The organism is Burkholderia sp. MSHR3999 (assembly GCF_000833595.1).
In the GTDB taxonomy this organism is placed as follows: Bacteria; Pseudomonadota; Gammaproteobacteria; order Burkholderiales; family Burkholderiaceae; genus Burkholderia; species Burkholderia ubonensis.
This window is the reverse complement of sequence record NZ_JRFO01000007.1, coordinates 769,351-789,020: the sequence shown is the minus strand read 5'-3', so window position 1 is coordinate 789,020 and position 19,670 is coordinate 769,351. Positions and strand designations below refer to the sequence as shown.

Annotated in this window: 29 protein-coding genes; 13 read left to right on the top strand and 16 right to left on the bottom strand. The window is 60.8% G+C overall.

Annotated features, from left to right (window positions below; genetic code table 11):
• Positions 1 to 4: 4 nt before the first annotated feature.
• The 12 genes from KY49_RS27050 to KY49_RS26995 all read right to left on the bottom strand — a co-directional run bounded on the left by KY49_RS27050 (position 5) and on the right by KY49_RS26995 (position 7,894).
• Positions 5 to 253, bottom strand: coding sequence for a hypothetical protein (locus KY49_RS27050; RefSeq protein ID WP_042587485.1), 249 nt, complete (start codon positions 251 to 253; stop codon positions 5 to 7).
• Positions 250 to 522 carry a hypothetical protein gene (locus KY49_RS27045; RefSeq protein ID WP_442854651.1) on the bottom strand — a complete coding sequence of 91 codons (273 nt, stop codon included), beginning with the start codon at positions 520 to 522 and terminating at the stop codon, positions 250 to 252. Before KY49_RS27045 ends, KY49_RS27050 begins: the two co-directional genes overlap by 4 nt.
• 50 nt (positions 523 to 572) lie before the next feature.
• Positions 573 to 1,028, bottom strand: a complete 456-nt coding sequence (locus KY49_RS36335) for a nuclease domain-containing protein (RefSeq protein WP_082062451.1) — start codon at positions 1,026 to 1,028, stop codon at positions 573 to 575.
• 34 nt (positions 1,029 to 1,062) lie between these two features.
• Positions 1,063 to 1,380, bottom strand: coding sequence for a hypothetical protein (locus KY49_RS27040; RefSeq protein WP_042587483.1), 318 nt, complete (start codon positions 1,378 to 1,380; stop codon positions 1,063 to 1,065).
• Complete coding sequence (locus KY49_RS27035; RefSeq protein ID WP_042587482.1) at positions 1,377 to 1,769, bottom strand: winged helix-turn-helix domain-containing protein; 393 nt, start codon at positions 1,767 to 1,769, stop codon at positions 1,377 to 1,379. The genes KY49_RS27040 and KY49_RS27035 overlap by 4 nt, the downstream gene beginning before the upstream one ends.
• Entirely contained in the window at positions 1,769 to 2,329 is a 561-nt protein-coding gene (locus tag KY49_RS34675; protein ID WP_052495788.1) for a DUF1064 domain-containing protein, read from the bottom strand. The genes KY49_RS27035 and KY49_RS34675 overlap by 1 nt, the downstream gene beginning before the upstream one ends.
• A complete protein-coding gene (locus KY49_RS36330; protein ID WP_082062450.1) occupies positions 2,326 to 3,306 on the bottom strand; it encodes a helix-turn-helix domain-containing protein in 981 nt (326 codons plus the stop codon). Before KY49_RS36330 ends, KY49_RS34675 begins: the two co-directional genes overlap by 4 nt.
• Positions 3,307 to 3,492: 186 nt before the next feature.
• Complete coding sequence (locus KY49_RS27015) at positions 3,493 to 4,317, bottom strand: ParB/RepB/Spo0J family partition protein (protein ID WP_042587479.1); 825 nt, start codon at positions 4,315 to 4,317, stop codon at positions 3,493 to 3,495.
• Between the two features lie 20 nt (positions 4,318 to 4,337).
• Entirely contained in the window at positions 4,338 to 5,315 is a 978-nt protein-coding gene (locus KY49_RS27010) for a phosphoadenosine phosphosulfate reductase domain-containing protein (protein WP_042587478.1), read from the bottom strand.
• Positions 5,312 to 6,418 (bottom strand): DNA-methyltransferase, encoded by a 1,107-nt coding sequence (locus KY49_RS27005; protein WP_042587477.1) that lies wholly within the window; start codon positions 6,416 to 6,418, stop codon positions 5,312 to 5,314. Before KY49_RS27005 ends, KY49_RS27010 begins: the two co-directional genes overlap by 4 nt.
• Positions 6,415 to 7,455, bottom strand: coding sequence for a DNA cytosine methyltransferase (locus KY49_RS36325; RefSeq protein WP_082062500.1), 1,041 nt, complete (start codon positions 7,453 to 7,455; stop codon positions 6,415 to 6,417). The genes KY49_RS27005 and KY49_RS36325 overlap by 4 nt, the downstream gene beginning before the upstream one ends.
• Positions 7,456 to 7,618: 163 nt before the next feature.
• Entirely contained in the window at positions 7,619 to 7,894 is a 276-nt protein-coding gene (locus KY49_RS26995; protein ID WP_042587475.1) for a hypothetical protein, read from the bottom strand.
• Positions 7,895 to 8,052: 158 nt separating this feature from the next.
• On the opposite strand from KY49_RS26995, the gene KY49_RS37715 reads away from it, so the two are divergent.
• Positions 8,053 to 8,376, top strand: a complete 324-nt coding sequence (locus KY49_RS37715; protein WP_156162619.1) for a hypothetical protein — start codon at positions 8,053 to 8,055, stop codon at positions 8,374 to 8,376.
• Positions 8,377 to 8,741: 365 nt separating this feature from the next.
• Here KY49_RS37715 and KY49_RS37710 read toward each other — a convergent pair whose 3' ends face one another.
• A complete protein-coding gene (locus KY49_RS37710; protein WP_156162618.1) occupies positions 8,742 to 9,230 on the bottom strand; it encodes a hypothetical protein in 489 nt (162 codons plus the stop codon).
• On the bottom strand, positions 9,227 to 9,478 hold the full coding sequence (locus KY49_RS26990; RefSeq protein WP_042587474.1) for a transcriptional regulator: 252 nt from the start codon (positions 9,476 to 9,478) through the stop codon (positions 9,227 to 9,229). The genes KY49_RS37710 and KY49_RS26990 overlap by 4 nt, the downstream gene beginning before the upstream one ends.
• 84 nt (positions 9,479 to 9,562) lie before the next feature.
• On the opposite strand from KY49_RS26990, the gene KY49_RS36320 reads away from it, so the two are divergent.
• From KY49_RS36320 to KY49_RS26965, 3 genes are all read left to right on the top strand, one after another.
• Positions 9,563 to 9,916 (top strand): helix-turn-helix transcriptional regulator, encoded by a 354-nt coding sequence (locus KY49_RS36320; protein WP_156162617.1) that lies wholly within the window; start codon positions 9,563 to 9,565, stop codon positions 9,914 to 9,916.
• A 1,125-nt stretch (positions 9,917 to 11,041) separates the two neighbouring features.
• Complete coding sequence (locus KY49_RS26970; RefSeq protein ID WP_156162616.1) at positions 11,042 to 12,055, top strand: hypothetical protein; 1,014 nt, start codon at positions 11,042 to 11,044, stop codon at positions 12,053 to 12,055.
• Positions 12,056 to 12,059: 4 nt separating this feature from the next.
• On the top strand, positions 12,060 to 12,557 hold the full coding sequence (locus KY49_RS26965) for a hypothetical protein (RefSeq protein WP_042587470.1): 498 nt from the start codon (positions 12,060 to 12,062) through the stop codon (positions 12,555 to 12,557).
• A 50-nt stretch (positions 12,558 to 12,607) separates the two neighbouring features.
• On the opposite strand, the gene KY49_RS26960 is transcribed toward KY49_RS26965, so the two are convergent.
• Both KY49_RS26960 and KY49_RS26955 read right to left on the bottom strand, forming a co-directional pair.
• Positions 12,608 to 12,805 carry a hypothetical protein gene (locus KY49_RS26960; RefSeq protein ID WP_042587469.1) on the bottom strand — a complete coding sequence of 66 codons (198 nt, stop codon included), beginning with the start codon at positions 12,803 to 12,805 and terminating at the stop codon, positions 12,608 to 12,610.
• Positions 12,806 to 12,883: 78 nt separating this feature from the next.
• On the bottom strand, positions 12,884 to 13,336 hold the full coding sequence (locus KY49_RS26955; RefSeq protein WP_042587468.1) for a WYL domain-containing protein: 453 nt from the start codon (positions 13,334 to 13,336) through the stop codon (positions 12,884 to 12,886).
• Between the two features lie 652 nt (positions 13,337 to 13,988).
• Between KY49_RS26955 and KY49_RS39055 the strand changes: the two genes are divergently transcribed.
• From KY49_RS39055 to KY49_RS26915, 9 genes are all read left to right on the top strand, one after another.
• Positions 13,989 to 14,111 carry a hypothetical protein gene (locus KY49_RS39055; RefSeq protein WP_269433329.1) on the top strand — a complete coding sequence of 41 codons (123 nt, stop codon included), beginning with the start codon at positions 13,989 to 13,991 and terminating at the stop codon, positions 14,109 to 14,111.
• Positions 14,112 to 14,293: 182 nt separating this feature from the next.
• Positions 14,294 to 14,515: a hypothetical protein gene (locus KY49_RS26950; RefSeq protein ID WP_156162615.1), complete on the top strand. Its 222-nt coding sequence runs from the start codon at positions 14,294 to 14,296 to the stop codon at positions 14,513 to 14,515.
• 31 nt (positions 14,516 to 14,546) lie between these two features.
• Complete coding sequence (locus tag KY49_RS26945) at positions 14,547 to 14,891, top strand: hypothetical protein (protein WP_042587466.1); 345 nt, start codon at positions 14,547 to 14,549, stop codon at positions 14,889 to 14,891.
• Positions 14,892 to 14,922: 31 nt separating this feature from the next.
• Positions 14,923 to 15,780 carry a DUF2303 family protein gene (locus KY49_RS26940; protein WP_231636491.1) on the top strand — a complete coding sequence of 286 codons (858 nt, stop codon included), beginning with the start codon at positions 14,923 to 14,925 and terminating at the stop codon, positions 15,778 to 15,780.
• Between the two features lie 121 nt (positions 15,781 to 15,901).
• On the top strand, positions 15,902 to 16,690 hold the full coding sequence (locus tag KY49_RS26935; RefSeq protein WP_042587465.1) for a prohibitin family protein: 789 nt from the start codon (positions 15,902 to 15,904) through the stop codon (positions 16,688 to 16,690).
• An 83-nt stretch (positions 16,691 to 16,773) separates the two neighbouring features.
• The gene (locus tag KY49_RS38790) at positions 16,774 to 18,318 is read left to right on the top strand and encodes a hypothetical protein (protein ID WP_052495785.1); all 1,545 of its coding nucleotides are present in this window, start codon (positions 16,774 to 16,776) and stop codon (positions 18,316 to 18,318) included.
• A complete protein-coding gene (locus tag KY49_RS26925; protein ID WP_042587464.1) occupies positions 18,315 to 18,530 on the top strand; it encodes a hypothetical protein in 216 nt (71 codons plus the stop codon). Before KY49_RS38790 ends, KY49_RS26925 begins: the two co-directional genes overlap by 4 nt.
• Positions 18,527 to 18,937: a DUF4031 domain-containing protein gene (locus KY49_RS26920; RefSeq protein ID WP_042587463.1), complete on the top strand. Its 411-nt coding sequence runs from the start codon at positions 18,527 to 18,529 to the stop codon at positions 18,935 to 18,937. Before KY49_RS26925 ends, KY49_RS26920 begins: the two co-directional genes overlap by 4 nt.
• Positions 18,934 to 19,644: a hypothetical protein gene (locus KY49_RS26915; RefSeq protein ID WP_042587462.1), complete on the top strand. Its 711-nt coding sequence runs from the start codon at positions 18,934 to 18,936 to the stop codon at positions 19,642 to 19,644. The genes KY49_RS26920 and KY49_RS26915 overlap by 4 nt, the downstream gene beginning before the upstream one ends.
• Positions 19,645 to 19,670: the final 26 nt, after the last annotated feature.

Genomic DNA, 19,670 nt, shown 5'->3' with positions numbered 1-19,670 from the left:
CCGATTACATGATTACCGTGAAATTGATGCCGTGGTGCGTAAGCCAGTCGCCTATGGCGTGGCGCAGCGTCCGGTTACGAGGCCATGGAAACGAGATCTGCATGCCGTGCTCCGTCTCCGTGATCTCGCCGCTGAACGGGCACTCATCGAACGCGATGAGTTCTGCGTCTGTGACTCCGTCGCGGTGGCGGATCGCCGATATCATCAATCGCTCAGGCACGTCGCTATATAAGATGCATGCAGCCGCATTCATGCCCCGTCCCTCAAATCCAGTACGTGCGCGCCGCTCGCAAGGAACTGCGCGAGGGCGCGCGAATGTCTGTTTTCGAGCACGTATGCCTTCGTCCGGAATACGCCCGACTCAACCCATCGAGCGTCTACCTGCGGGATGTTCGCGCGCCACATTTCCGGAATGAACGCATCCACCTCAACAACCGCTACCAACTGGCGCTTGACAGTCGGAATCAGCGCGATGCGGAACACCGTCGCGTCGATCGTGCGTGTCCGCTCGCTGACGATCATTCGTCCCGCACCACGCAACCGAGGAACGGGATATCGTCCGTCCGGTATCTCTACCCACATTCTTTCTGGCAATTTGCCTCTCCCATCTTTCGGGCACGCACTGGTGCCCATTCCTCAAAAGCCCGATCCCACACGTCGAACTTGACCTGCTTCGGCGTGCCGACACGGTTCTGGTCGATCCATGCGTGGCACGCATCGCAGCCCGGAACCGTGAATTCGTGTTTCGCCTTGAGACCGCCCGCCTTTCCGTGCCGCGCTTGGTTCGAGTGGCACGGAACGACGGTTTCATCCATCGGATTCAGCCGGCACAGGCCCGGCACGCGCAGATAGCACGGCTCGCCGCGGCAAGCAGCGAGATACTTCGCGCCCTCGGCGACGGTCGGACGGTGTGCACGTCGCTTCATCACTACCTTTCGCGGTGCCTGCTCGGGTAACGGTGAGCTTTTCCGGGACCACGAACCGCGCGCGAGCGGCTTTTTGCGCGGGCCGAAACCGGAGCGTTTCATGCCGACGCCCCATAAACGACAGCCATTTGTCGCATTAGCCGCACCGCCGCACCAACATCGCAAGTGATGCACGCACCTCCAACGACTGCTGATAGCCGGCGAGTGTGCTGGTCAAGTCCGGGCCGATCCGCGTATCGAGCCTCGCGGGTCCGCCGCACGTTCCTGCAATCGAGTAGCGACGCGCGCTCTTCATGGTTTTGACGTCGAGCCGCGTGATAGCCGGATCACTACCGAGCAAGCTGCGGATGGTCGACAGCGGCATCTCCGTCATCGCCGCGAGCTCCGGCGCGGTATAGCGAATGCCAGGCTTCATTGCGGCGATGAGCGTTCCGAGAGAGAACCTTTTCTTCATGCTGCGGCCCTCGCTGAAGCGACCATGGCGCGAATGGCCTGGCCCGTCCAATCGATCGCGGTCAATGCCTGCGCTTCACGTTCAGCTTCTGCCACCATCCGGTCTTGGCGGGTCTTCCATCGTGTGGAAACTGCCCAGTCGTCCGAGCGTTCGAACGGTTTCCCGGTGTATGTCAGCGGATAAACGGTGTGCCCCTTGGCGCCGGGTACGTGTTTCTTCGTGCCGCGCACGAGATAGCCGCGCGCAATCAGCGTTCGAATGGTTTCCCGCGTGCCGCCACCATCGCCGAGGTCTAACTGGCGGGCGACATCGCTCGCATGTATGCCCGGGTTAGCTTTCACGCACTCGAGGATCTTTCGCGAAATCGGCCCCATCTTTCCTTCGCCCATCAAACCTCCCTAATTGAAATTTTGTGCACCGCCAACATGTCCTTGCGTTTCTGCACGTACGTCGGGTTCTTCCGCGTGATCGGCGATTTCACGTCCTCGACGATCTGCCTGCCCGTAATGACGTCGACATAGACGAAATCGGCCACATACTTCGACGCTCGTTCCCATGTCCCGTCGTCGCGCTGCATGCGCTCCGTCAGCACGAACGAAACCTGAAGCTGCAAATCGCGAATCAGACCAACCGTCTGCATTCGGACGAGTTCGAAATAGCGCGAGCGTTCCTTCTCGCTGTCGAACCGGATGCCGTCGTGTTCGCACTTCCGGTTGCGATACTTCGGCGCCCGCTCGGGTTTCTGCATCGACAGCGGCACCGGTGCGCCCGGATTAAACCCGTCGGCGATCTCGTCGAAACCACTGTCAACCTGCGGACGGTTGCCCGTTGCCTCGTAGATCAGGCTCTGAGCAGCCGTCATTGCAGGCCGACTGTCGTCGCGCACACGCGCCGTTCCAACGCGTGTCGTACCTTCGGGGTAGTGAAGCGACGTGCTCCGCTTGGTCATGAATTGCCACCCTGTTCACGCGGAATGTCGTTGAAGAACGCGTACAGGGCGTCGTATCGTTCCTCGCTCTCGCGACCGACCGTCCGGAGCATGTCCTCCATCCATTCACCCGGGCCGGCCGCCTTGAACACACGCGCCTTGTACTGCTCGAACACCTGATTCGGCTTTTCCTCGATACCGAGCTGCTTGCCACGCTCGCGGATTCCCGGCGCGGTTTTCCACCAGTCCGGCGGGACAGAGCCGCCCGATGTTGACGACGCGGCAGCCGGATCGGCCTTTGCCGGGAACAGCCCGGTCCAGCCGCGCAGCACGGCCTCATCGATACAGGCGACGGGATCGTGTCCGGCGTCACGGAGCTTCGTCAGCCGCTTGATCGAGACTTTCGCCGTCGCGTGCGCCCATGGCGCCGATTTGTCTGCCGCCTTCGCCTCGCGGTGTTCGCACCAATCGAGCCATGCGTCCACCGGCAGCCAGTCGGGCAACTCGATCGATCGCAGTTCCCCATGCAACGCAACTCGCGGCGCACGCCGCGCAGGTTGACGGTTCAATGACGGTTCCATTGGAGGTTCTTGACGGTTAGACGGCACCTCCTGCGGGGGGGTGGTGCACGCCCTGCCGGGGTCCCCCGCATCTCCTGCGGGGGTGTGGTGCATATCCTGCGGCGGTGAATCTCCTGCGGGGGTGCATTTGTTGCGGGGGTGAATATCCTTCGGGGGTGAATATGCTGCGGGGGTTATCGTGTAGCTGGTATGGCGCCCGTTGGAGCGATTCGCTTTCACGATCTTTGCCTCTTCCAGCCACTTGATTGCGTTCTGCACCGCACGCTCGGATGCACATGTCCGCTTCGCGATGGTAGGGATTGACGGCCAGCAGACGCCCTGGTCATTCGCGTTGTCAGCGAGCGAGATCAGCACGGCCTTCTGCGCAATCGACATCCCGCCCAGCGGCCAGCATTGAGACATAATCATCGTGCTCATGACGGTAGCCTCAATGCCCGCACGGCAGATCGCCGCGCTCGTCTGTGCTCGCGCCGCACGACAAGCAACGGCGCCCGGCGCGCTGCACGTGGACGTCGCCGGCCGAATCGGTCTCGGATGTCGCCGCGTCGGTGACAGATACCGACCCGGCCTGGCTCCAGGCATTCGTCAGTTCCTCAATGAGCCTCATGCAACGACGCCCTCCGTCGACGCACTGTTTTCGTCGACGCCGAGCACCCACCGCAGCGCCGCCGCACGGTCGCCAGACGCCCCCGCCAGTTCCGCCGCGATCTCTTTGCGGGTCCGCATTCGCGACGTGCCGCTCTCAACGACCGCCCGCTGCGCACGCGAGCGCGCGTGACCTGTCTTACCTTCGCCGGCCGCAACGAGCTCGCGCACCTTTTCACGCTGCTCGCTGGGCTCCAGCTTCGCGAGCTTCCGCGCGTGGGTGACGTTGATCTGGCCCGCGTCGACGGCCTTCTGGACCGCTTCGCAGCAATCGAGCAGCGCCACCGTCGCGCGGACGGTTTGGACGTTGCAGCCAAAGAGAATTGCTACGTCATCCTCGCTGCGCATCTTGAGCTGTCGTGCCATCTTCGCCGCCGTCGTCAACGGCGTTTCCTGCTGACGGATGGCGTTCTCGCTTGCGACAGCAGCCGACAGGTCGAGCGCACGCTGTGCGCGCGTAACCTTGCGCACGTTCGCCGGAACGTGCACGGGTTCGCGCCCTTGCTCCCGCAAGCGCTTGTTTGCCTCGCGCGCCGCCTTCACACGCTGACGTCCCATGACGACTTCAATTTCGCCCGTCTCCGGGTTCTTGTTGACCTCGATCGCCTGCAGAACGCCCTGAAACATGATGTTGCGCACCATGTTCTCGTCGACCGGCCAATGAACGCGCTCGTCGTAAAGCGGGTGCGCCGGATCCTGAACCAGCGTCAGGTCGTCCGGATCGAAAAAGAGGGTGTTGCTCTTCCCTTTCGCGCCGTAGGCGTCAATACTGTTTTTTGCCATTTCTACTCCTGTGCTCAAGGCTATTCACAAAGCCCATATGCGGACGCACACGCCGTTGTTGGCTCGGCGTCCGCAAGAAGGTCGTATTGCCGGCCACCGCGGGTCGTCTTAGCCCAATCGATGACCTGCCAGATGTGTGATTCCGCGCCGGAATGACCACCGTGACTCGATAGGTGCATGAAAGTGACCGGCGATCCCGGGCGGCAGACGGACGTCACCAGTCGCTCCCACTCGGCGATTCGCTCAATGTGCTCGGGGAAACGGCGTGCGATCTCGCGCAGTTCGGCCTTCGACGCATTGATGCACGGCATGCACCCGACACGGGACATGCCCTGCCGATAGAGCGGATTTGGCCGAATGCCAGCGAACGCGTGCGCAGCGAAGACGTCATCCACGTTCCAGCGCAGGATTGGTCGGTAGACCGCGTAGTGGCCGCCCCGATGCTCGTACGACGGAAGCCATCGCCTAGCCTCACTCTCGTCGGCACGCACCCCTTGCCACGATTCGACGGCGTAACCTTCGTCGATCAGCTCCAGTTGGTACTCGGTGATCGGGTTACGCTTCAGGTACTCAGTGCAGTACTGCCGCTTCCGCGACGGAAACCCGCCCTTCAGCATGCAGACGTCGAGGAACGGATTGCCCGTCGGGTGCAACAGCTCGAGCGCGCGGCTCGCCGCTTCGGGCGTCCACGCGTACATGAACTCGCGCTTACCGTAGACAGCCGACTCTGGCTCGCCGGCGGCGATCCGTGCGAGGTTCGCCCGCTTCGTCGCGAACTCGTCATCGAACGATGCACGCACGACGTCGACCACAATGCCGAGCACGCTCGGCAGGTAGTCGAGCGCGTACTCGTAAGTCGCCTCGTGCTCGTTGCCAGTGTCGGCAAACACGGCGCGCACGTTCTCGCGACCGTGCAGCTCGAGCGCGACGAGCAGCGTCGCCGTGCTGTCTTTGCCGCCAGACAGGGATACAACGTAGAGGGTCGGCCGCTTGCTCACGATGCCTCCAACATGAGGCCCGGCTGCCGCAGGCGCTCGCGCTGCAACGGCTCGTAGTTGGGGTTCAGCTCGCATCCGAGGAAGCGACGGCCGAGCCGCTGCGCGACCTGGCCCGTCGTGCCGCTGCCGAAGAACGGGTCGAACACGACGTCGCCAGGACGACTGCCAGCGAGCACGCAGGGCTCAACCAGCGCCTCGGGGAAGGTCGCGGAATGTGCGCCGTCGTACGACTGCGTCGGGATGGTCCAGACGCTGCGACGGTTGCGCATGGAAACCAGCTCGTTCACCGAGCCGGAAAACGATGTGTTCTGCTTTACACGCGGCTTCGCGACAGCGTCGTAGCCGCGACCAAAGCCGACGCCGGTGCCGGAATACCGGCCGACCTTCTCGCGATGGCCGCCTGGACCGGTATCCCACCCGGCCGGCTCGCGCGCCTTCGGGTTCACGCCAGATCCGCGCGCATGTGCGGTACCGCTGACAGGCTCCTGCATGGCGTCGAAGTCGTAGAAGTACTTCTCGCTCTTGCTGAGCAGGAACAGGTACTCGTGCGCCTTCGTGCAGCGGTCGCGCACGCTCTCCGGCATCGGGTTCGGCTTCGCCCAGATGATGTCCTGGCGCAGGTACCAACCGGCGTCCTGAAGCGCAAACGCTAGGCGCCACGGCTGGCCGACGAGATCCTTCGGCTTCAGCCCTTCGACGCGAACATCGGAGCGCGGGATCGGCGCGTCGTCCCGTCGGCGGCTCGCCGTCATGGCGCGATTCGTCTCGGTCTGGTTGCGGCGCGTGCCGTTCAGCGTCGACGCCGTTTCCGGGCCGCTGCGCGAACCCGCGTAGCTGTCGCCCATGTTCAGCCAGAGCGTGCCGTCGTCCGCGAGCAGTCCGCGCGCCAGATCGAACACGCCGACCAGCGTGTCAATGAACTCGCGCAGCGTCGGCTCCTGTCCGATCTCGCGATGCTTGTCGGGGTGGCCGTCGGGCAGGTACGAGCGCAGCCCCCAATACGGGGGCGACGTCACGATCGTCTGCACACGCACGCCGTCGGCGACCATGGCGCGCATCAGGTCGCGGCAGTCGCCGCGGTGGGAACGATCGAGCCAGTTCATTCGATCACCCCCCGACACGCTTCGATCCACGCGACAGCCGCTTCCGCGTTGATCGCATTGCCGTAGGCGCGCAGTCGTCCCACTCGCGCGGGAGTCCCATCAACCAGCGGGAATGTGCCGGGTTCAACTGGCCGCCACTTTCCATCCCGGCAGAGGAGCCAGTCAGCATCGCGCCAGACGCCGTTAGTCGGGCCGGCTGGCTCGACTCGGTCGAAACCGACAGCCAATGATGAGCCGCTGCGTCCAGTCGCATGCCCTTCTTGCCGCCGCCCCTTTCGGCGTATGGCTTCAGCGGCGCTCCCTTGAAATCCGTGGTCGTCGGCGTCGGCCACCCAGCGAGCGCTGCCGCATGGTTCAGCGTCACGTTGGACGTTGTGAATTCCGGAGACGGCATCCGCAGCGCGTCCGTGCTCGTTGCGGTCGGCCAGCCCGCCAAGCAGGCTGCTGCCGCCAGATCCGGCCCGTGATTGCGCATAGCCTCGATCAGCCCGCCGTCGAACGTGCGCACGCCCTTTTCCGCGAGTGCGGCCGTCGGCGTAGGCCATCCAGTACGCCCGGTCGCGGATGTGCGGGGCACCGACGCCCGCAGACGGGAACGGGACACACCCGAAGGCGTAGTCCAGCGCCTCCACGTCAGCGTGTACAAGGTCGATCCAAGGGTCGACAGCCGAACTCGCAACCTGCTCTCCAAAGATGACTGCAGGTCGACACTCGCCGATGAGCCAGTACCACGCAGGCCAGAGATGCCGCTCGTCATCAAACCCAAGTCCCTTGCCTGCCGCGCTGAAAGGTTGGCACGGACAGGAACCAGTCCAAACAGGTCGATCGTCGGCCCAGCCAGCGCGGCGGAGCGCATACGACCACACGCCGATTCCGGCGAAGAAATGATGCTGGGTGTAGTCGCGCAGATCGTCGGGATGGACGTCGAGGATGTCGCGCTCGTCGACGTCACCAGGCGCAATGAGGCCGGCAGCGATAAGGTTTCGCAGCGTTCCGGCAGCGTGCGGGTCGCGTTCGTTGTAGTACGCGCCATTCACGCGCACTCCCCGGCGTCATTCGCCGCTGACCAGCCGCAACCCCACTGCCGCGCGAAGCGAGCCAGTGCTCCGCGAGTCAGCGGATTTTCATGGTAGGGAATGCCGCCGCGTGCTGCGCGCCAGCCGGCGCGGAAGGCCGCGCGTTCGAACAGGAATTGCATAGTCAGGCCCGCCCGCATTCGCCCGCCCCGGCACGCGCGCATTCGCATGCGGCACCGACCTTGCAGAGCGTCGCGATTGCGTCGAGGTACGGCCGGCTGACGAGCGCGTAGCCCGCGACGTCAATCGCCTTCTCGAAGTCCGTGATCATCAAACCCCGTTGACCGCTCAGAAAGCGGCTCACTTCAGAAGCATCCCAGCCAAGCTGTTCCGCAGCACGCTTCCGATCCGGTCCTGTCAGGACATCGCGCAGCGCTTGTTCAATATTCGGCTTCGCCATTTATAAGCAATCCTAATCACAATAATTTGAGTGCCGTTGCTGATCGACACACATACGATGCGGTCAACGGAAACCGAGAATCGACAACCTGATGCGAACCACCGCTATGAGAGAATCAAAGCCTCTGACCTCTTCAACCCACACACAACGGGATTCGCATGAACGCAAATCTTTACGTCATCCAAACAGACGTCCGCCCCGCGGCGAACAACACCAATGCCGAGTACCGTCTTTGCGAAGGTGGATCCGCACACGGCCTCGTGTTTGCACCGGACGCAGCCGTTGCGGAGCAGGTCTTTTCCGTTTGGGTCCAAGCTCACCAGTGGGAAATAACCGCCATCCAAGTACTGCTACTGGCCGACCCGCAAAATGCCCGCGGCGACGCAGAACTCGAACGGCTCTTAGAAACCGCTCGCCGGAACGGTGTAGCTGGACAAATCGTGCCCGCTGCGTTTCTGTCGGCGCCTGGCCGAGCATCCTGAAAATTCTCAAGCTCGAATACTCGCGGGCCTGGCCGATGGTCGGAAATAGAAGATGTACACGCGTGGCTGCGATGGGCGAAATCACTTCGTCACGACGGAGCTTTGGCACCCTCACCCATGCACCGCCGGGAAGCTCGAGCTCGACGTACGTGCCGAAATTTCGGATGCGAGTCATGCGACCTCCTGCTGTTGGGTGAGGGTTCCGGCTCTCGCCAGTAAGCTCATGGTCACCACAACCTTTCACTTCCATATCTGGAGGAACCCTCATGATCGATATCGACGAATACACGTTCACTACGTCCCGTGGCACCTTTCATGTTTTCAAAATGAAGGATGGGACGTGGCATGCCGCCCTCGACGGTTATTCATGGGCTGGACCCTTTGGCACACCCGATGAAGCAGCAACTGCACTGGCGTCCGGAACCGCAGCGCGAGCCCGGTTCGACGTCGCCGGACTTGGTATCCCCTCCCTCATCGGCGGGTGGGTAGCAACGCGTCGTTAGTTCGCAGTTCTCGCGACCGTATTGAGGGCAGAGGATCGCGCTGGCAAGTTCTCTCGCGACCTCTTCCCGCACGCTCAACAACAGATGCCGCTCTCCCGCAAGCAAATGAAGAACAGGCCCGTCCGAATTGCGCCATACCGCACGAAATGCGTCTGCCGGCTGATCGCAGAGCAATGCGAATCCCGCGAATTTCCTGCGCGGGCCATGTCTACCCGCCTGCTCAAGAAGCCGAGCATCGGAAAGATCGCAGCGCCGCATCGCTATCTTCGCGAACGTGATGGCAGTAATCGCAGCAGCAATGGCGACAATCGCCGCAATCCCACTGATCGCACAGTGGATCAAATGAATCACGCCTCCTCCTGCTGCTGGGTGAGCTCGGGCCAGATCAGGTGCCAGTCGTCGGGACGGAAATCTCGATAAGGTATTCCGACGGCGGTTCCGACGAGAACGCAGTTCTCAGGCCTCATAGCGTTGGGGGAGTTCAGCCACTTGTGAATGTGCGGCTGCTTCTTGCCGATCAGGCGAGCCAACGCTGATTGCGACCCTGCTTTCTGAATCGCAGCCAGCAACGCCGGCGCGGAGCAATTTATCGGTTCCATACGACCATACTATAACCAAAGTTATTTATTGGCAAGAACTTTGGTTATTTGCCGGCCCACAACCAAGGTTATAGGATCATCGCCATGGAAAATCCTGAATTTGGACGCCGCGCCAAGGAGCTGCGTGATGCTCTGGGCCTATCTCAGAAACAGGTCGCAGAACAGGTCGGCGTATCTCAGCCCGCAATAGCCAAGATCGAGGCAGGAGGCAGCACGACCACTACCCGAGGGTTCGCGTTGGCTCGTGCGCTGAAGACCACGCTGGAATGGCTTGAGTTCGGCGAAGGAGCCGCTCCGACGCTGCCATCGGAATGGTGCCGGCTCGACGAGGTTGGGCGAGCAAGAGCAGAGGCATACATTAGTGGATTGCTTGCGCAATCCGCGCCAACCCATCGCCCAGTATCGCGCTTGGATGAAGATCGCCCCGCAGGAGATTGATGCCCAGCTCTTTTTGAGGAATCGGTTCAAGCGAGGCATCTCGAAAGGTAAAGGCGCAGGTAACGACTGGACGCTTTTCGCGCGACGTAAATCCGAACGCCGGCCTGTCCAGGGCAACGTCCCAGCGACCGTCTGAGCGCAACCGCTCAATCAACACAATCGCCCCCACCAAAGCCGGGTTGGTTGATGCGACCACTCTCGCCAGGTCCCCCGGCTTGCACCGCAACTTCGTTGTTTTCGCTGCTCCCTTCACCCTTCCCTCGCTTTTTTGCCGCCCCAACTACTGTATGCATGTACAGTAGTTTAGCCCCATCAATGGGGAGCCTTCAACCGGATTCGTCAGGGACGTAGCCGCGTAAGCTCGAGCACGCTCCGCCGACGTTAGTTGGAAGCCCATAGCTGAAATTACCCCAACCACGAGTCAATAATATCGGCAATCGAAATAGTTTTTGGTATTTTTACCGATTACGCAATTTTGTCTGATGATTCGATGGCAGGCGCGCGTCGGCCTTCACGGAAAACGTTTGCGCGTAAACCCTTGAGTGTGTGTGGTTATTGCTCCGGCCCCATTCGGCGGGGCTGCAGCAGGTGACTTCAAAAAGTCACAAAACGAGCGCATGAGAATGGGATTTCGTTGCGACGTTACAACGAAAAGTCGACTAAATTAATTTGGGGCTTTCCCTACAATACCAAGAATTTTCCTACTGTCAGTTCTAACAGGTAGATTGAGATAATATTGGCTTTCCGATTTTCCAACTATTAATTTGACAATATTTATTTTGAGATACGCGTCTCCCCGTTGCGCTCACCAACCGACGTGCCTATGCTCATGTCGTCGTCGGTAGACGGCCGGCCGCGAGCCGACAACGTCGTGGAGCTGACTGAGAGAGACCACAACATGAAAAAGATCATCGCAATCCTGCTCTGCGCCGCCCTCGCTGCGCCTACCATCGCCCTTGCACGCGGCGGCCACTATGCTGGCGGCCGTGGGTCGTCTCATAAGGGTGGGAAGTACAAGAACGCTAGGAGCCGGGACCACTATCAGCGCAGGCAGTAACGCCTTGTCTAAAAGACTCCCGATACGCAATCACACTTCCACACGTTCACGCTTTGAAGTAACCCGCCATGGCAAAGCAATCTAAGACACAAAAGACGGCATACTATCGGCGCGCTATTATTTCTCCGGCGCCCCAGCAAACTCTTCAGCAACTCATGAGCCATGCGTTGCTACAAAAGAAGAAGGTCAAAGACCGACTTGAGCCGGTCGACGCTGCCGCCTCAGCGTTTCGCGTCATTGGCGGCTACAAATCCGTTTCCGGGATGTTGTGTGGAACGGTGCTGACGTTCGAGCGAGGTGCGCAACAATTGGTTATCCTCGACGACCCCGAAGCAACAAGCCTTTCAATCGGCGCTCTCGAGCCCCCCAAGAAGGGCAATGTGCAGCAGCAGTATGTCCCAGGGGTCCTGTTTTTCGCAGTGTTCGACAATCACCTCGCGGTCGTGCATACATCTCATCTCAAGACTTCTGCTCTCGAGCAACATCTCGCGTGGCTGCTGCGAAGCCAAACTGGGCTGCTTTCGGCCGACCAAGGATTAGTGCTGGCGGATGAGCCCAAGAAGGCGACCAAAGATCGCATTCGCAAATCTCATGTGAAATCAATTGCGCTCGGCCGACCGTTCATGACCAGCGCCGACTCTGCCGATTCCGGTGCGGCCCAGACCGGTACATTGCAGGTCAAAAAATCGGACGTATCCCGCTTCAAACCTGATTCGGCCGTAGTGAATCTCATCAAGAGCATCCTGCCAGCCGACCGCTTCGCCAAACTGAATCTCGACGCGGCAGTGTTCGACGGCAATCTCGAAGTCTGGGTGGAAATCCGCTACCCATCGCGGATGCGGTCGCAACCGCAAGACACAATCAAATTGATCGATGATATTGCAATCGCATTGCGCGACCAAGACGAGGAATCTGTTGCCCTCAAGCTCGCCGATGGCACGAAAGTCAAGGGGTCGGACCTAAAAATCTCTCAACCGGTAACGCTCAAATCCGTTGGCGGCGTCCCCCAAGAGGACACGTTCTACCAGGATCTTGTGGATTGGATCGGAAGCCTGATACGCAACGGAATGGTATCATCATGATGCCATGAAGCCCATTTCCAGACTGCTACTCATTGTCTTGGTAACGGCGGCGTTCTCATTGGTTGCGTGGCAATTCCCGGGCATCCTGAGCAAGGACGCTGTACGGTACCTCTCCGCCATTTTCGTTGGCGTCACGTCAGTGTTAACTGTATTTTTTACTCAGATGAATAACGTCACTGGGGTGGGCATCCTGACAGGCCGCGAGATGGAGAGATACGTAGCAGTGCGCTCAGGCATTCGGAGTCGCTTCTGGTTTGTGCTCGCCGTTTGCGTCGCTTCGAGTTTCATAATGTGGATTCTCAGCACCAAACGGGTCAGTTCGATCGACTATATCCAAGGGCTCGCGGTTGGGTTCTTAGTCGGCGTTGGCCTCAACTACTTGCTAGTGGTTCTGCGCTGGATCAACGACCTTTGGGAGTTTGCGGACCAGTTGCGCCTCATTGAGCAGAGAAAGCGCGACCAGGAAACTGCCCTCAAACGCCTTGCCGACGCAGCGAAGTAGTCGAGCCCACATTATCCGTCAACTTCTTGGCCCCGCCTCGCGCGGGACTTTCATTTCCGCCTTTCGAATCCCTCCCGCCAGAGCGTCGCGCCCACCGACGTCAGCAGCGCTATCTCGTCATCCCCTAGCCTGTCCCACGCCTCCGCCAGCCAGCCGGCGAACCCGGCGCAAGTGTCGTCGATGTCGACGCTCGCCCTTCCCTCCACGTTCAGCCGCTCGAAGATCGTGATCACGTCATATGGCGTCATGGCTCACTCCTGGTGAGTTTCCAATGTATGCGCGACGAGCGCACCGAATCGTTCCAGCCTGCGCGCCGTCTATTCGAGCTAGTCGGTGCGGGTGCGGCGTAATGTCGACCTGAGTCCATTGAGCACTTCGCCAGTTTCCAGGTCAATTGCCTGGTTGATCCTATCAAGACGGAATGTCCGCGAGGCCTTGGCAGTGTGGCAGTACGCCCGGATGTACCCGCCCCTGGGGAAGTAGTGGCGAATGTCGATCTCGCGAATCGACTGCGTACCGAGGCTATCCGTATAGTTAATTCGCCATGTCGCCTTCACAGGGATCGACTCGTCGCCCGCAAGAAAGTCATCCTCTTCTGGTAACAGAGCAACGTCTGGTGACGAAACGGGCACCGACGCAGGCTGGTCAGGCTTCACGCTCACGGTCGGCGGTCGCTTGATGACAGTGATCCTATATATGAATCCGGCCCAAAGCAGCATTCCGATCGCACCACCGCTCGGCGGTGCAGCGTTGTTCCCGATGGCGACAATCACGGCCATCACTATCGGTACCGCCAAACATCCAATTAAATGACCTTGCGGTGCCGGCTTGAATCGAGCAGCACGGGCCACAACAAGCCGGTGCCATGACCAAATCCAAACCACGCAAAAGACTAAGTTCATGTTGCCCCGTATATTCATTTGACTAGCTTCTTTGATTCTGACCCTACAGCCGCACGGAGTCTTTGAAGATTCGTTAAATCTGCTGCGATGCAGATTCGCCCTAGGTAGCTCGCCTCGCTTCCTCCCACCCCTTCCAGATCGCGCGCATGGGCGCTGTTACAAATTCCCTGACTCGATAATAACTTTTGTTATTGACATGTCGATAACTATGGTTATACTTCATTCCAATGCAGCACTGACCTGCGCCACCGCCCTGGCGGTCAAGCAGCAGCCCTGAGTGGGGACGCCTCAAGCCGTCGCGGCGGCTCTAAATAGCCCGTATGCATGCTCACCTCGTTGTTGTGCGGTACGAGGCGTCCCCACTGAGGGCTGCGTAGTGCAATTACGAAGGGGAATGTGATGGATTCAATCGAAGAGCAACGCATCGCGCAGTACGGACGTGGCTGGATGGATGCAATGTGCGGCCGGCCGCCGCAGTCGAATGCCCTCTCCTACTCGCTTGGCTACCTTGACGCTAAACGGTGATCTCATGGTTCTCGTGAAAATCTGGCTCGGTGCCGTCGTCGCGATCGTGCTCTTCCTTACCCTCACGGCGATCGAGGAGGAGCACGCGGAGAAGCTGGACCGCTGCGCAGTGAATCGCTGCGTGTAATCCCGCAAGTTCTCGCGGATCTCGCATCACTCTTTTGAGTTAGGACTACATAAGGACAGGACATGATTCCCACCCTGTGGCAGATCGTCGAAGACCTTGCGAACGGCAGCATCACGCGCCGCCAGGCGCACGCCCTGCTCAAGGCGCATGTTCGTGCCGCATCCACTCGGAAACGTTGAGCCATGCGCCCCGCTATCCCCGTCACCGACGCCATGATCGCGCGCGAGTTTCGCCTGCAGCGCTGCCGCGGCTCGGCCGTCGACGCGATCACGAATCCGCTGATGCGCCGCTGCCTCGCGCTCGGCGCCGAAGCTCGCGCTGTGCGCGAAGCGCGGGAAGCGGTCGCCGCACCTATCCGTCCCACTCGCGACGCGAAGACCCGCGCCGCCAACGACAACGACTGATCCCCCCACTCACCCACTGAACGGAGTTCCTATGTCTGTCCGTCCCATAACCGACACCCTTCGGCAGATTGCCGGCGGCCACCTTCTCGACACCGCGAGCGACCAACTCGCGGATCTCGTGCGCGTGGTCGACTCGAACGGCGGTAGCGGCAAATTGACGATCGAGCTGACCGTCAAGAAAGCAACCCGCGGCGGCGCAATGCTCGTCACCGGGAAGTCGACGCTGAAGAAGCCGGCTGACGAACCGCTCGAGGCGATGCTGTTCGCGACGCCGGAAGGCAACCTCATTACTGACGATCCCCGCCAACAGAAGCTCGATCTGAAGCGCGTCGAAAGCGCTTCCGACGCTCCGCCGGCTGTTCTCAAGACGGCCTAATCCTCTCCCACTTCACAACAAGGATCAACACGTGGAAACCAATCTCGAAAGCAACCTCGCCGAAACCCTCGCGCGCGAGATGAAGCAGCCGATCGACATCGGATCGAATACTGCCGCTGCCGTGCGGCGCATTGCCCTGCCGCCGGGCTGGACCCTCGCCGAGAAAGACGAGTCGAACAAGCTCCCCGCGCCGCTGCGCAAGCTGGCGACCGTCCGGGTTCGCGATGCCGACAGCTTCATCGAATACGTGAAGCGTCACGGATCGCTCACCGACAGCACGGTCTGGTGTCAGGCGGACTATACGAAAGGGCAAGTCGCCTTCGTCAGCATCATCAACGATCACGGCGAAGACCCGGACAAGGCCGCATGGCGCGATCACCGCGCACACTTCTCGCCGGAATTCAGCGAGGAATGGCGCCGCTGGATCGGCAAGAACAAGCAGTCGTTCACTCAGGCCGAATTCGCCGCATTCATCGAAGAGAACCTGAAGGACGTCGCGAATCCGGACGGCAGCGGGTTCCCGGCGGGCGCCGACATGCTCGCGATGGCGCTCCAGTTCGAAGCCACGCAGGACATGCGCTTCAAGAGCGCGATTCGCCTGCAAAACGGCGGCGTCAACATGTCGTTCGTACAGGACGACGACGACCAAACGCTCCAGAAGATGCAGATGTTCGAGCGCTTCGCAATCGGCATCCCGGTCTTCTGGAACGGCGACGCGTACCAGGTCGACGCGCGCCTGCGCTATCGCGTCCGCGACGGCAAGCTGACGTTCCACTACGAGCTGATCCGCCACGACAAGGTGCTCGAAGCGGCCTCGAACACCGTCATCGCGACCATCAAGGAAAAGACGGGTAACCCGTTCTTCTTCGGCGACCCGTTCGCCTCGTAACCGGCCCGCGGTTTCCGGTTATCCGCAGAGACGTATCACGTCTCGAAAGCCGGACTTCAGGTGTTTCGGATTTTTCGGGCGGCTCACACAGCGCCCGGCTTTTTTCGAGGGAATGAACCCAATGAAACTCGTCGCTGCCGGCATCGCCGCCGCCTTCGTCGCGCTACTCGCACTCATGAGCGTCCATGTCGTCCCCGCCGGCCACCGCGGCGTCGTGAAGGTTTTCGGCGACGTGCAGGATTCCCCGCTTCCAGAAGGCATCCATTTCCTGAATCCACTTGCACGCGTCATTGACTTCAATGTTCGCTTCCAAAGCGCAACGGCAAGCAAGGCTGAGGGCGGCACCGCCGACCTACAGGAAGTATTCGAGGACATAACCGTCAACTACGAATACGACCCGCAGCACGCACCGTATGTCTACAACAACTTCGGCGACGACTCGGACATCGAATCGAAATTTATCATTCCCGCGCTATATGAATCGTTCAAGGCTGTGACATCGCAATACACGGCCGAGCAGCTCGTCACACAGCGCGCGAAGGTGTCACAGGACATTGTGCAGAAGTTGCAAGCCAAGCTGTCGAAGTATCGAATCATCGTGTCAGACATCAACGTCCAGAATTTCCACTTTGATTCTCAATTCGCCGCCGCTGTTCGTCAGAAGGTTGTCGCGGGTCAAAATCGCTTGACTGCTGAACAGCAGCTCGAAACGGCCAGAGTGACAGCACAGCAAAGGATCGTTGAGGCTGAGGGTCAAGCGAAGGCTATCGCGATTCAAGCACAAGCCATTCAACAGCAAGGCGGAACCGAATACGTCGCTCTTGAAGCAGTGAAGAAATGGGACGGCCACCTTCCCCAGCAATGGTCCGGCGCAGCAATTCCGTTCGTGAATCTCGCGACGCAGAAGTAATCTCCGAGAGCTCCATCATGACCCAATCTAATAGCCGCGCTGATGCGCCCGTCACGCAACGGTATTCGTGGGCTACGACAGGCATGAAGCGAGACTCCGAGGGCTCGTTTGTGCTCGCATCGGATGTCGGCGCGGGAAACAGCCACGCTGATGCGCTGACGGAAGAACGGCGGCAAGCGCTCGGCGAAGCGTTGACAGAATACTTCGCCACGTTGGATTCCGACGCAGGCATTCGAGCCCAAAACGGCCGTATTCTTCGCACCTTCGACTATTGCGATTCACGGAACATCGATGACATGATCGACCGCGCAATCGTGCCGGCCCTCGCCGCATCCCCTGTCGAGCAGCCCGCAGCAGCGCCGTTCGACCCGGCCGCGCAGTACAACGCCGCCAGCGTGCACATCGGCTCAGGGCTGCCGAAGGCAAGCTGCCCGTGTGGGCTTTGCGAGAAGATGCGCGCTGCATCTGCCACTGATACGGGTGCGGACGGCGAGCCTAAACGCGGCACGCCCGCACAAATCCGCCTCGAACGCTGGTTGACCTGCGAAATGATCGACGGCGCGATGGCGTTCGGCTACCTGAACACGAATCCGCCGCCGTCCGACGATCACTGGCTCGCTCAGTTCTGGAAGATCGGCCGTACGCAAGCTGAAGTCACTGAGGACCGCGACACCTACAAACGCATGCTCGACGAAGCGGGTGCAGATCTTGGCGCAATCGAAAAAGCTCTTGGCATTGATCCTGACGAAGCCGGTGGCGCAGCACCGATCCTCAATGCGATCGAGAAACTGAAAGCCCGAGCGGAAGCATCGCCCACTGCGGAGGCGGTGGCGGTTCCGGTCGAGTGGGACCAGGATGCCGCTATCGAAGCGCTGAGCGATTTCCCGAAGGGCAGCATCTGGTATGAGTTTCTTGAGGAAGTTGGATTCGATCCGACCAGCGGGCCGATCTACGTCCTGACCGTGCAGGGCCGCGCCATGCTCGACCAGCTCAAGAGTGCGTACTTCGCCGCCCCGCAACCCGCGCAGGCCGACGCACCGGCAGAGGCGCGCGAGCTGGTTCGCCTGACTGGATTCCTGACTGTCTGCCTGCGCACTGAACTGAAGAAGCTCGACAACAGCACGCTCAAGGCGCTGGAAGATGTCGAGACGCAACTCGAAGCGATGCGCAACAGCGCCCCCGCCGATGCGGGAGAGGCGGTGAAGATGCCCCGCGCGCTTCTCGCGGAAGTCATGGAGGAATTGCAGGAGTGCTGGAACAACCTGCCGCGCAAGTGGCGCGAGCAGGTATGGCGAAATGACCTTCTGGGCCGCCTCTTGGCACTTCATGGCGCCCCGCCCGCTGCGAGGGTGGCGAACGAACCCGCTCCGAGCCTGACGAATCCGCTGACGCCGTTCGGCATGCTCGTGCGCTCGCTGCGCATCGTCGCGAGCACGAACCTGTACGAGATGGCGGAGTGCCTCTCGATGACGCCGGCACAACTTTCCGCGATGGAGTTCGGTCGACGCCCGGTGACCCACACGGATGCTTGCGGAGCTGCTGACTTCTTCGAAACTCGCGGTATCCCCGGGATGCTTCCCGCGCTTCAGGCCGCCATTGACGCCGCCCGCTCGCGAGGTCAGGCATGAACCGCCCAGCAATCGAAACGCTCGGCGCGGCGATTGAACGCGCACTGGACGATGCGCCCGTGTCGGATGTTCTAGCGATTCTGACCGGCGCGTTCGTCGGCCTGACGATCGAGTTGGTACGTCGTCAAGGTATCGACGTGAATAGGGAAATCAAGGTTGATGGCGGCCAACACCGCGACATCACCATTCACGCGCCAAAGGTGACGGTATGACCGTCTACGTCGACGACATGTATCGCCACCCGATCGGCGAATTCAAAACGAAGAGCGGGCGCGTCTACAAGATGTCGTACCTCATCGCGGACACCACCGAAGAGCTGCTTGCGATGGTGCGCGAGATCGGCATCAATCCAAAGTGGATCCAGCGTCCTGGCACGCGCGACGAGCACTTCGACATCGCGATCAGCAAGCGCGCTGCAGCGATCGCCGCGGGCGCGATCCCCATTACCTACCGTCAGTGCGGCGCAATGAACAAGCGGCGAAAAGTCACTGGTTCGCTCGGAGAGCCGGGCGATGCTATCGAATGGCTGGAACAATTCATTGCGTCACGACGCGGCTCGCGCGCCGCCGACCGCCATCGTGACGGCCGCACGCCCGACGAATTCCCGGAGGCACGATGAAAGAACGCCCTATCCTTTTCAGCGGCCCGATGGTGCGCGCCATCCTCGACGGCCGGAAGACGCAGACCCGCCGCGTCGTGAACCCGCAGCCGGTTTATGGCGACATAGCGGGAACGTTCGCGAGCTGGATGTTTAAGAAGCGGCACGCGAGCGGACGTTGGCTCTATCCAAATGCGCGTGATTTCGTGCTCGCAGAGTGCCCGCATGGCCAGCCTGGTGATCGGCTGTGGGTGCGCGAAACGTGGCAGCACTGCAATCACCCGCTCGGGCCGTATGACGCCGACTGCCTGGTGTTCTATCGGGCTGACTATCTCGACGATCCGCACGGGCCCGACGGCGAGAAGTCGCCGGAAGGTAAGTATCGCGACTGGCGCCCGTCGATCCATATGCCGCGCGCGGCATCGCGCATCACGCTCGAGATCACTGACGTACGCGTCGAGCGCCTGCAGGACATCAGCGAGGTCGACGCGATCGACGAGGGTGTCCTGACGCTCGACGAAGGATGGGCGCGCCAACAGTTCCCGGACTATTTCGCTACGCGAGACGCAACGCTGCCCGGCGAGAAACCGCCGCGCGGGCCATCGCCGCGCGTTCGCTTCTCGAAGCTTTGGAACAGCCTCAACGCCTCACGGGGCCACGGCTGGGATACGAACCCGTGGGTGTGGGCCGTTCAGTTCAGGGGGATCCATGGACCTGAAAAGCGGTAAGCGCGTTAGTGCAAAGGAAGCGGCCG

Bases quoted from the DNA above. Each gene is read 5' to 3' on its own strand.
- KY49_RS26920 (WP_042587463.1), top strand. From the start codon at position 18,527: ATGACCGTCTACGTCGACGACATGTATCGCCACCCGATCGGCGAATTC.
- KY49_RS27015 (WP_042587479.1), bottom strand. From the start codon at position 4,317: ATGGCAAAAAACAGTATTGACGCCTACGGCGCGAAAGGGAAGAGCAAC.
- KY49_RS26960 (WP_042587469.1), bottom strand. From the start codon at position 12,805: ATGACGCCATATGACGTGATCACGATCTTCGAGCGGCTGAACGTGGAG.
- KY49_RS27045 (WP_442854651.1), bottom strand. From the start codon at position 522: ATGATCGTCAGCGAGCGGACACGCACGATCGACGCGACGGTGTTCCGC.
- KY49_RS26925 (WP_042587464.1), top strand. From the start codon at position 18,315: ATGAACCGCCCAGCAATCGAAACGCTCGGCGCGGCGATTGAACGCGCA.
- KY49_RS37715 (WP_156162619.1), top strand. From the start codon at position 8,053: ATGAACGCAAATCTTTACGTCATCCAAACAGACGTCCGCCCCGCGGCG.
- KY49_RS27040 (WP_042587483.1), bottom strand. From the start codon at position 1,380: ATGAAGAAAAGGTTCTCTCTCGGAACGCTCATCGCCGCAATGAAGCCT.
- KY49_RS34675 (WP_052495788.1), bottom strand. From the start codon at position 2,329: ATGACCAAGCGGAGCACGTCGCTTCACTACCCCGAAGGTACGACACGC.
- KY49_RS26945 (WP_042587466.1), top strand. From the start codon at position 14,547: ATGTCTGTCCGTCCCATAACCGACACCCTTCGGCAGATTGCCGGCGGC.
- KY49_RS39055 (WP_269433329.1), top strand. From the start codon at position 13,989: ATGGTTCTCGTGAAAATCTGGCTCGGTGCCGTCGTCGCGATCGTGCTC.
- KY49_RS38790 (WP_052495785.1), top strand. From the start codon at position 16,774: ATGAAGCGAGACTCCGAGGGCTCGTTTGTGCTCGCATCGGATGTCGGC.
- KY49_RS36320 (WP_156162617.1), top strand. From the start codon at position 9,563: ATGGAAAATCCTGAATTTGGACGCCGCGCCAAGGAGCTGCGTGATGCT.
- KY49_RS26990 (WP_042587474.1), bottom strand. From the start codon at position 9,478: ATGGAACCGATAAATTGCTCCGCGCCGGCGTTGCTGGCTGCGATTCAG.
- KY49_RS27050 (WP_042587485.1), bottom strand. From the start codon at position 253: ATGAATGCGGCTGCATGCATCTTATATAGCGACGTGCCTGAGCGATTG.
- KY49_RS27005 (WP_042587477.1), bottom strand. From the start codon at position 6,418: ATGAACTGGCTCGATCGTTCCCACCGCGGCGACTGCCGCGACCTGATG.
- KY49_RS26950 (WP_156162615.1), top strand. From the start codon at position 14,294: ATGCGCCCCGCTATCCCCGTCACCGACGCCATGATCGCGCGCGAGTTT.
- KY49_RS26935 (WP_042587465.1), top strand. From the start codon at position 15,902: ATGAAACTCGTCGCTGCCGGCATCGCCGCCGCCTTCGTCGCGCTACTC.
- KY49_RS36330 (WP_082062450.1), bottom strand. From the start codon at position 3,306: ATGAGCACGATGATTATGTCTCAATGCTGGCCGCTGGGCGGGATGTCG.
- KY49_RS26965 (WP_042587470.1), top strand. From the start codon at position 12,060: ATGAAGCCCATTTCCAGACTGCTACTCATTGTCTTGGTAACGGCGGCG.
- KY49_RS26970 (WP_156162616.1), top strand. From the start codon at position 11,042: ATGGCAAAGCAATCTAAGACACAAAAGACGGCATACTATCGGCGCGCT.
- KY49_RS26995 (WP_042587475.1), bottom strand. From the start codon at position 7,894: ATGGCGAAGCCGAATATTGAACAAGCGCTGCGCGATGTCCTGACAGGA.
- KY49_RS26915 (WP_042587462.1), top strand. From the start codon at position 18,934: ATGAAAGAACGCCCTATCCTTTTCAGCGGCCCGATGGTGCGCGCCATC.
- KY49_RS27035 (WP_042587482.1), bottom strand. From the start codon at position 1,769: ATGGGCGAAGGAAAGATGGGGCCGATTTCGCGAAAGATCCTCGAGTGC.
- KY49_RS26955 (WP_042587468.1), bottom strand. From the start codon at position 13,336: ATGGCCGTGATTGTCGCCATCGGGAACAACGCTGCACCGCCGAGCGGT.
- KY49_RS36335 (WP_082062451.1), bottom strand. From the start codon at position 1,028: ATGAAACGCTCCGGTTTCGGCCCGCGCAAAAAGCCGCTCGCGCGCGGT.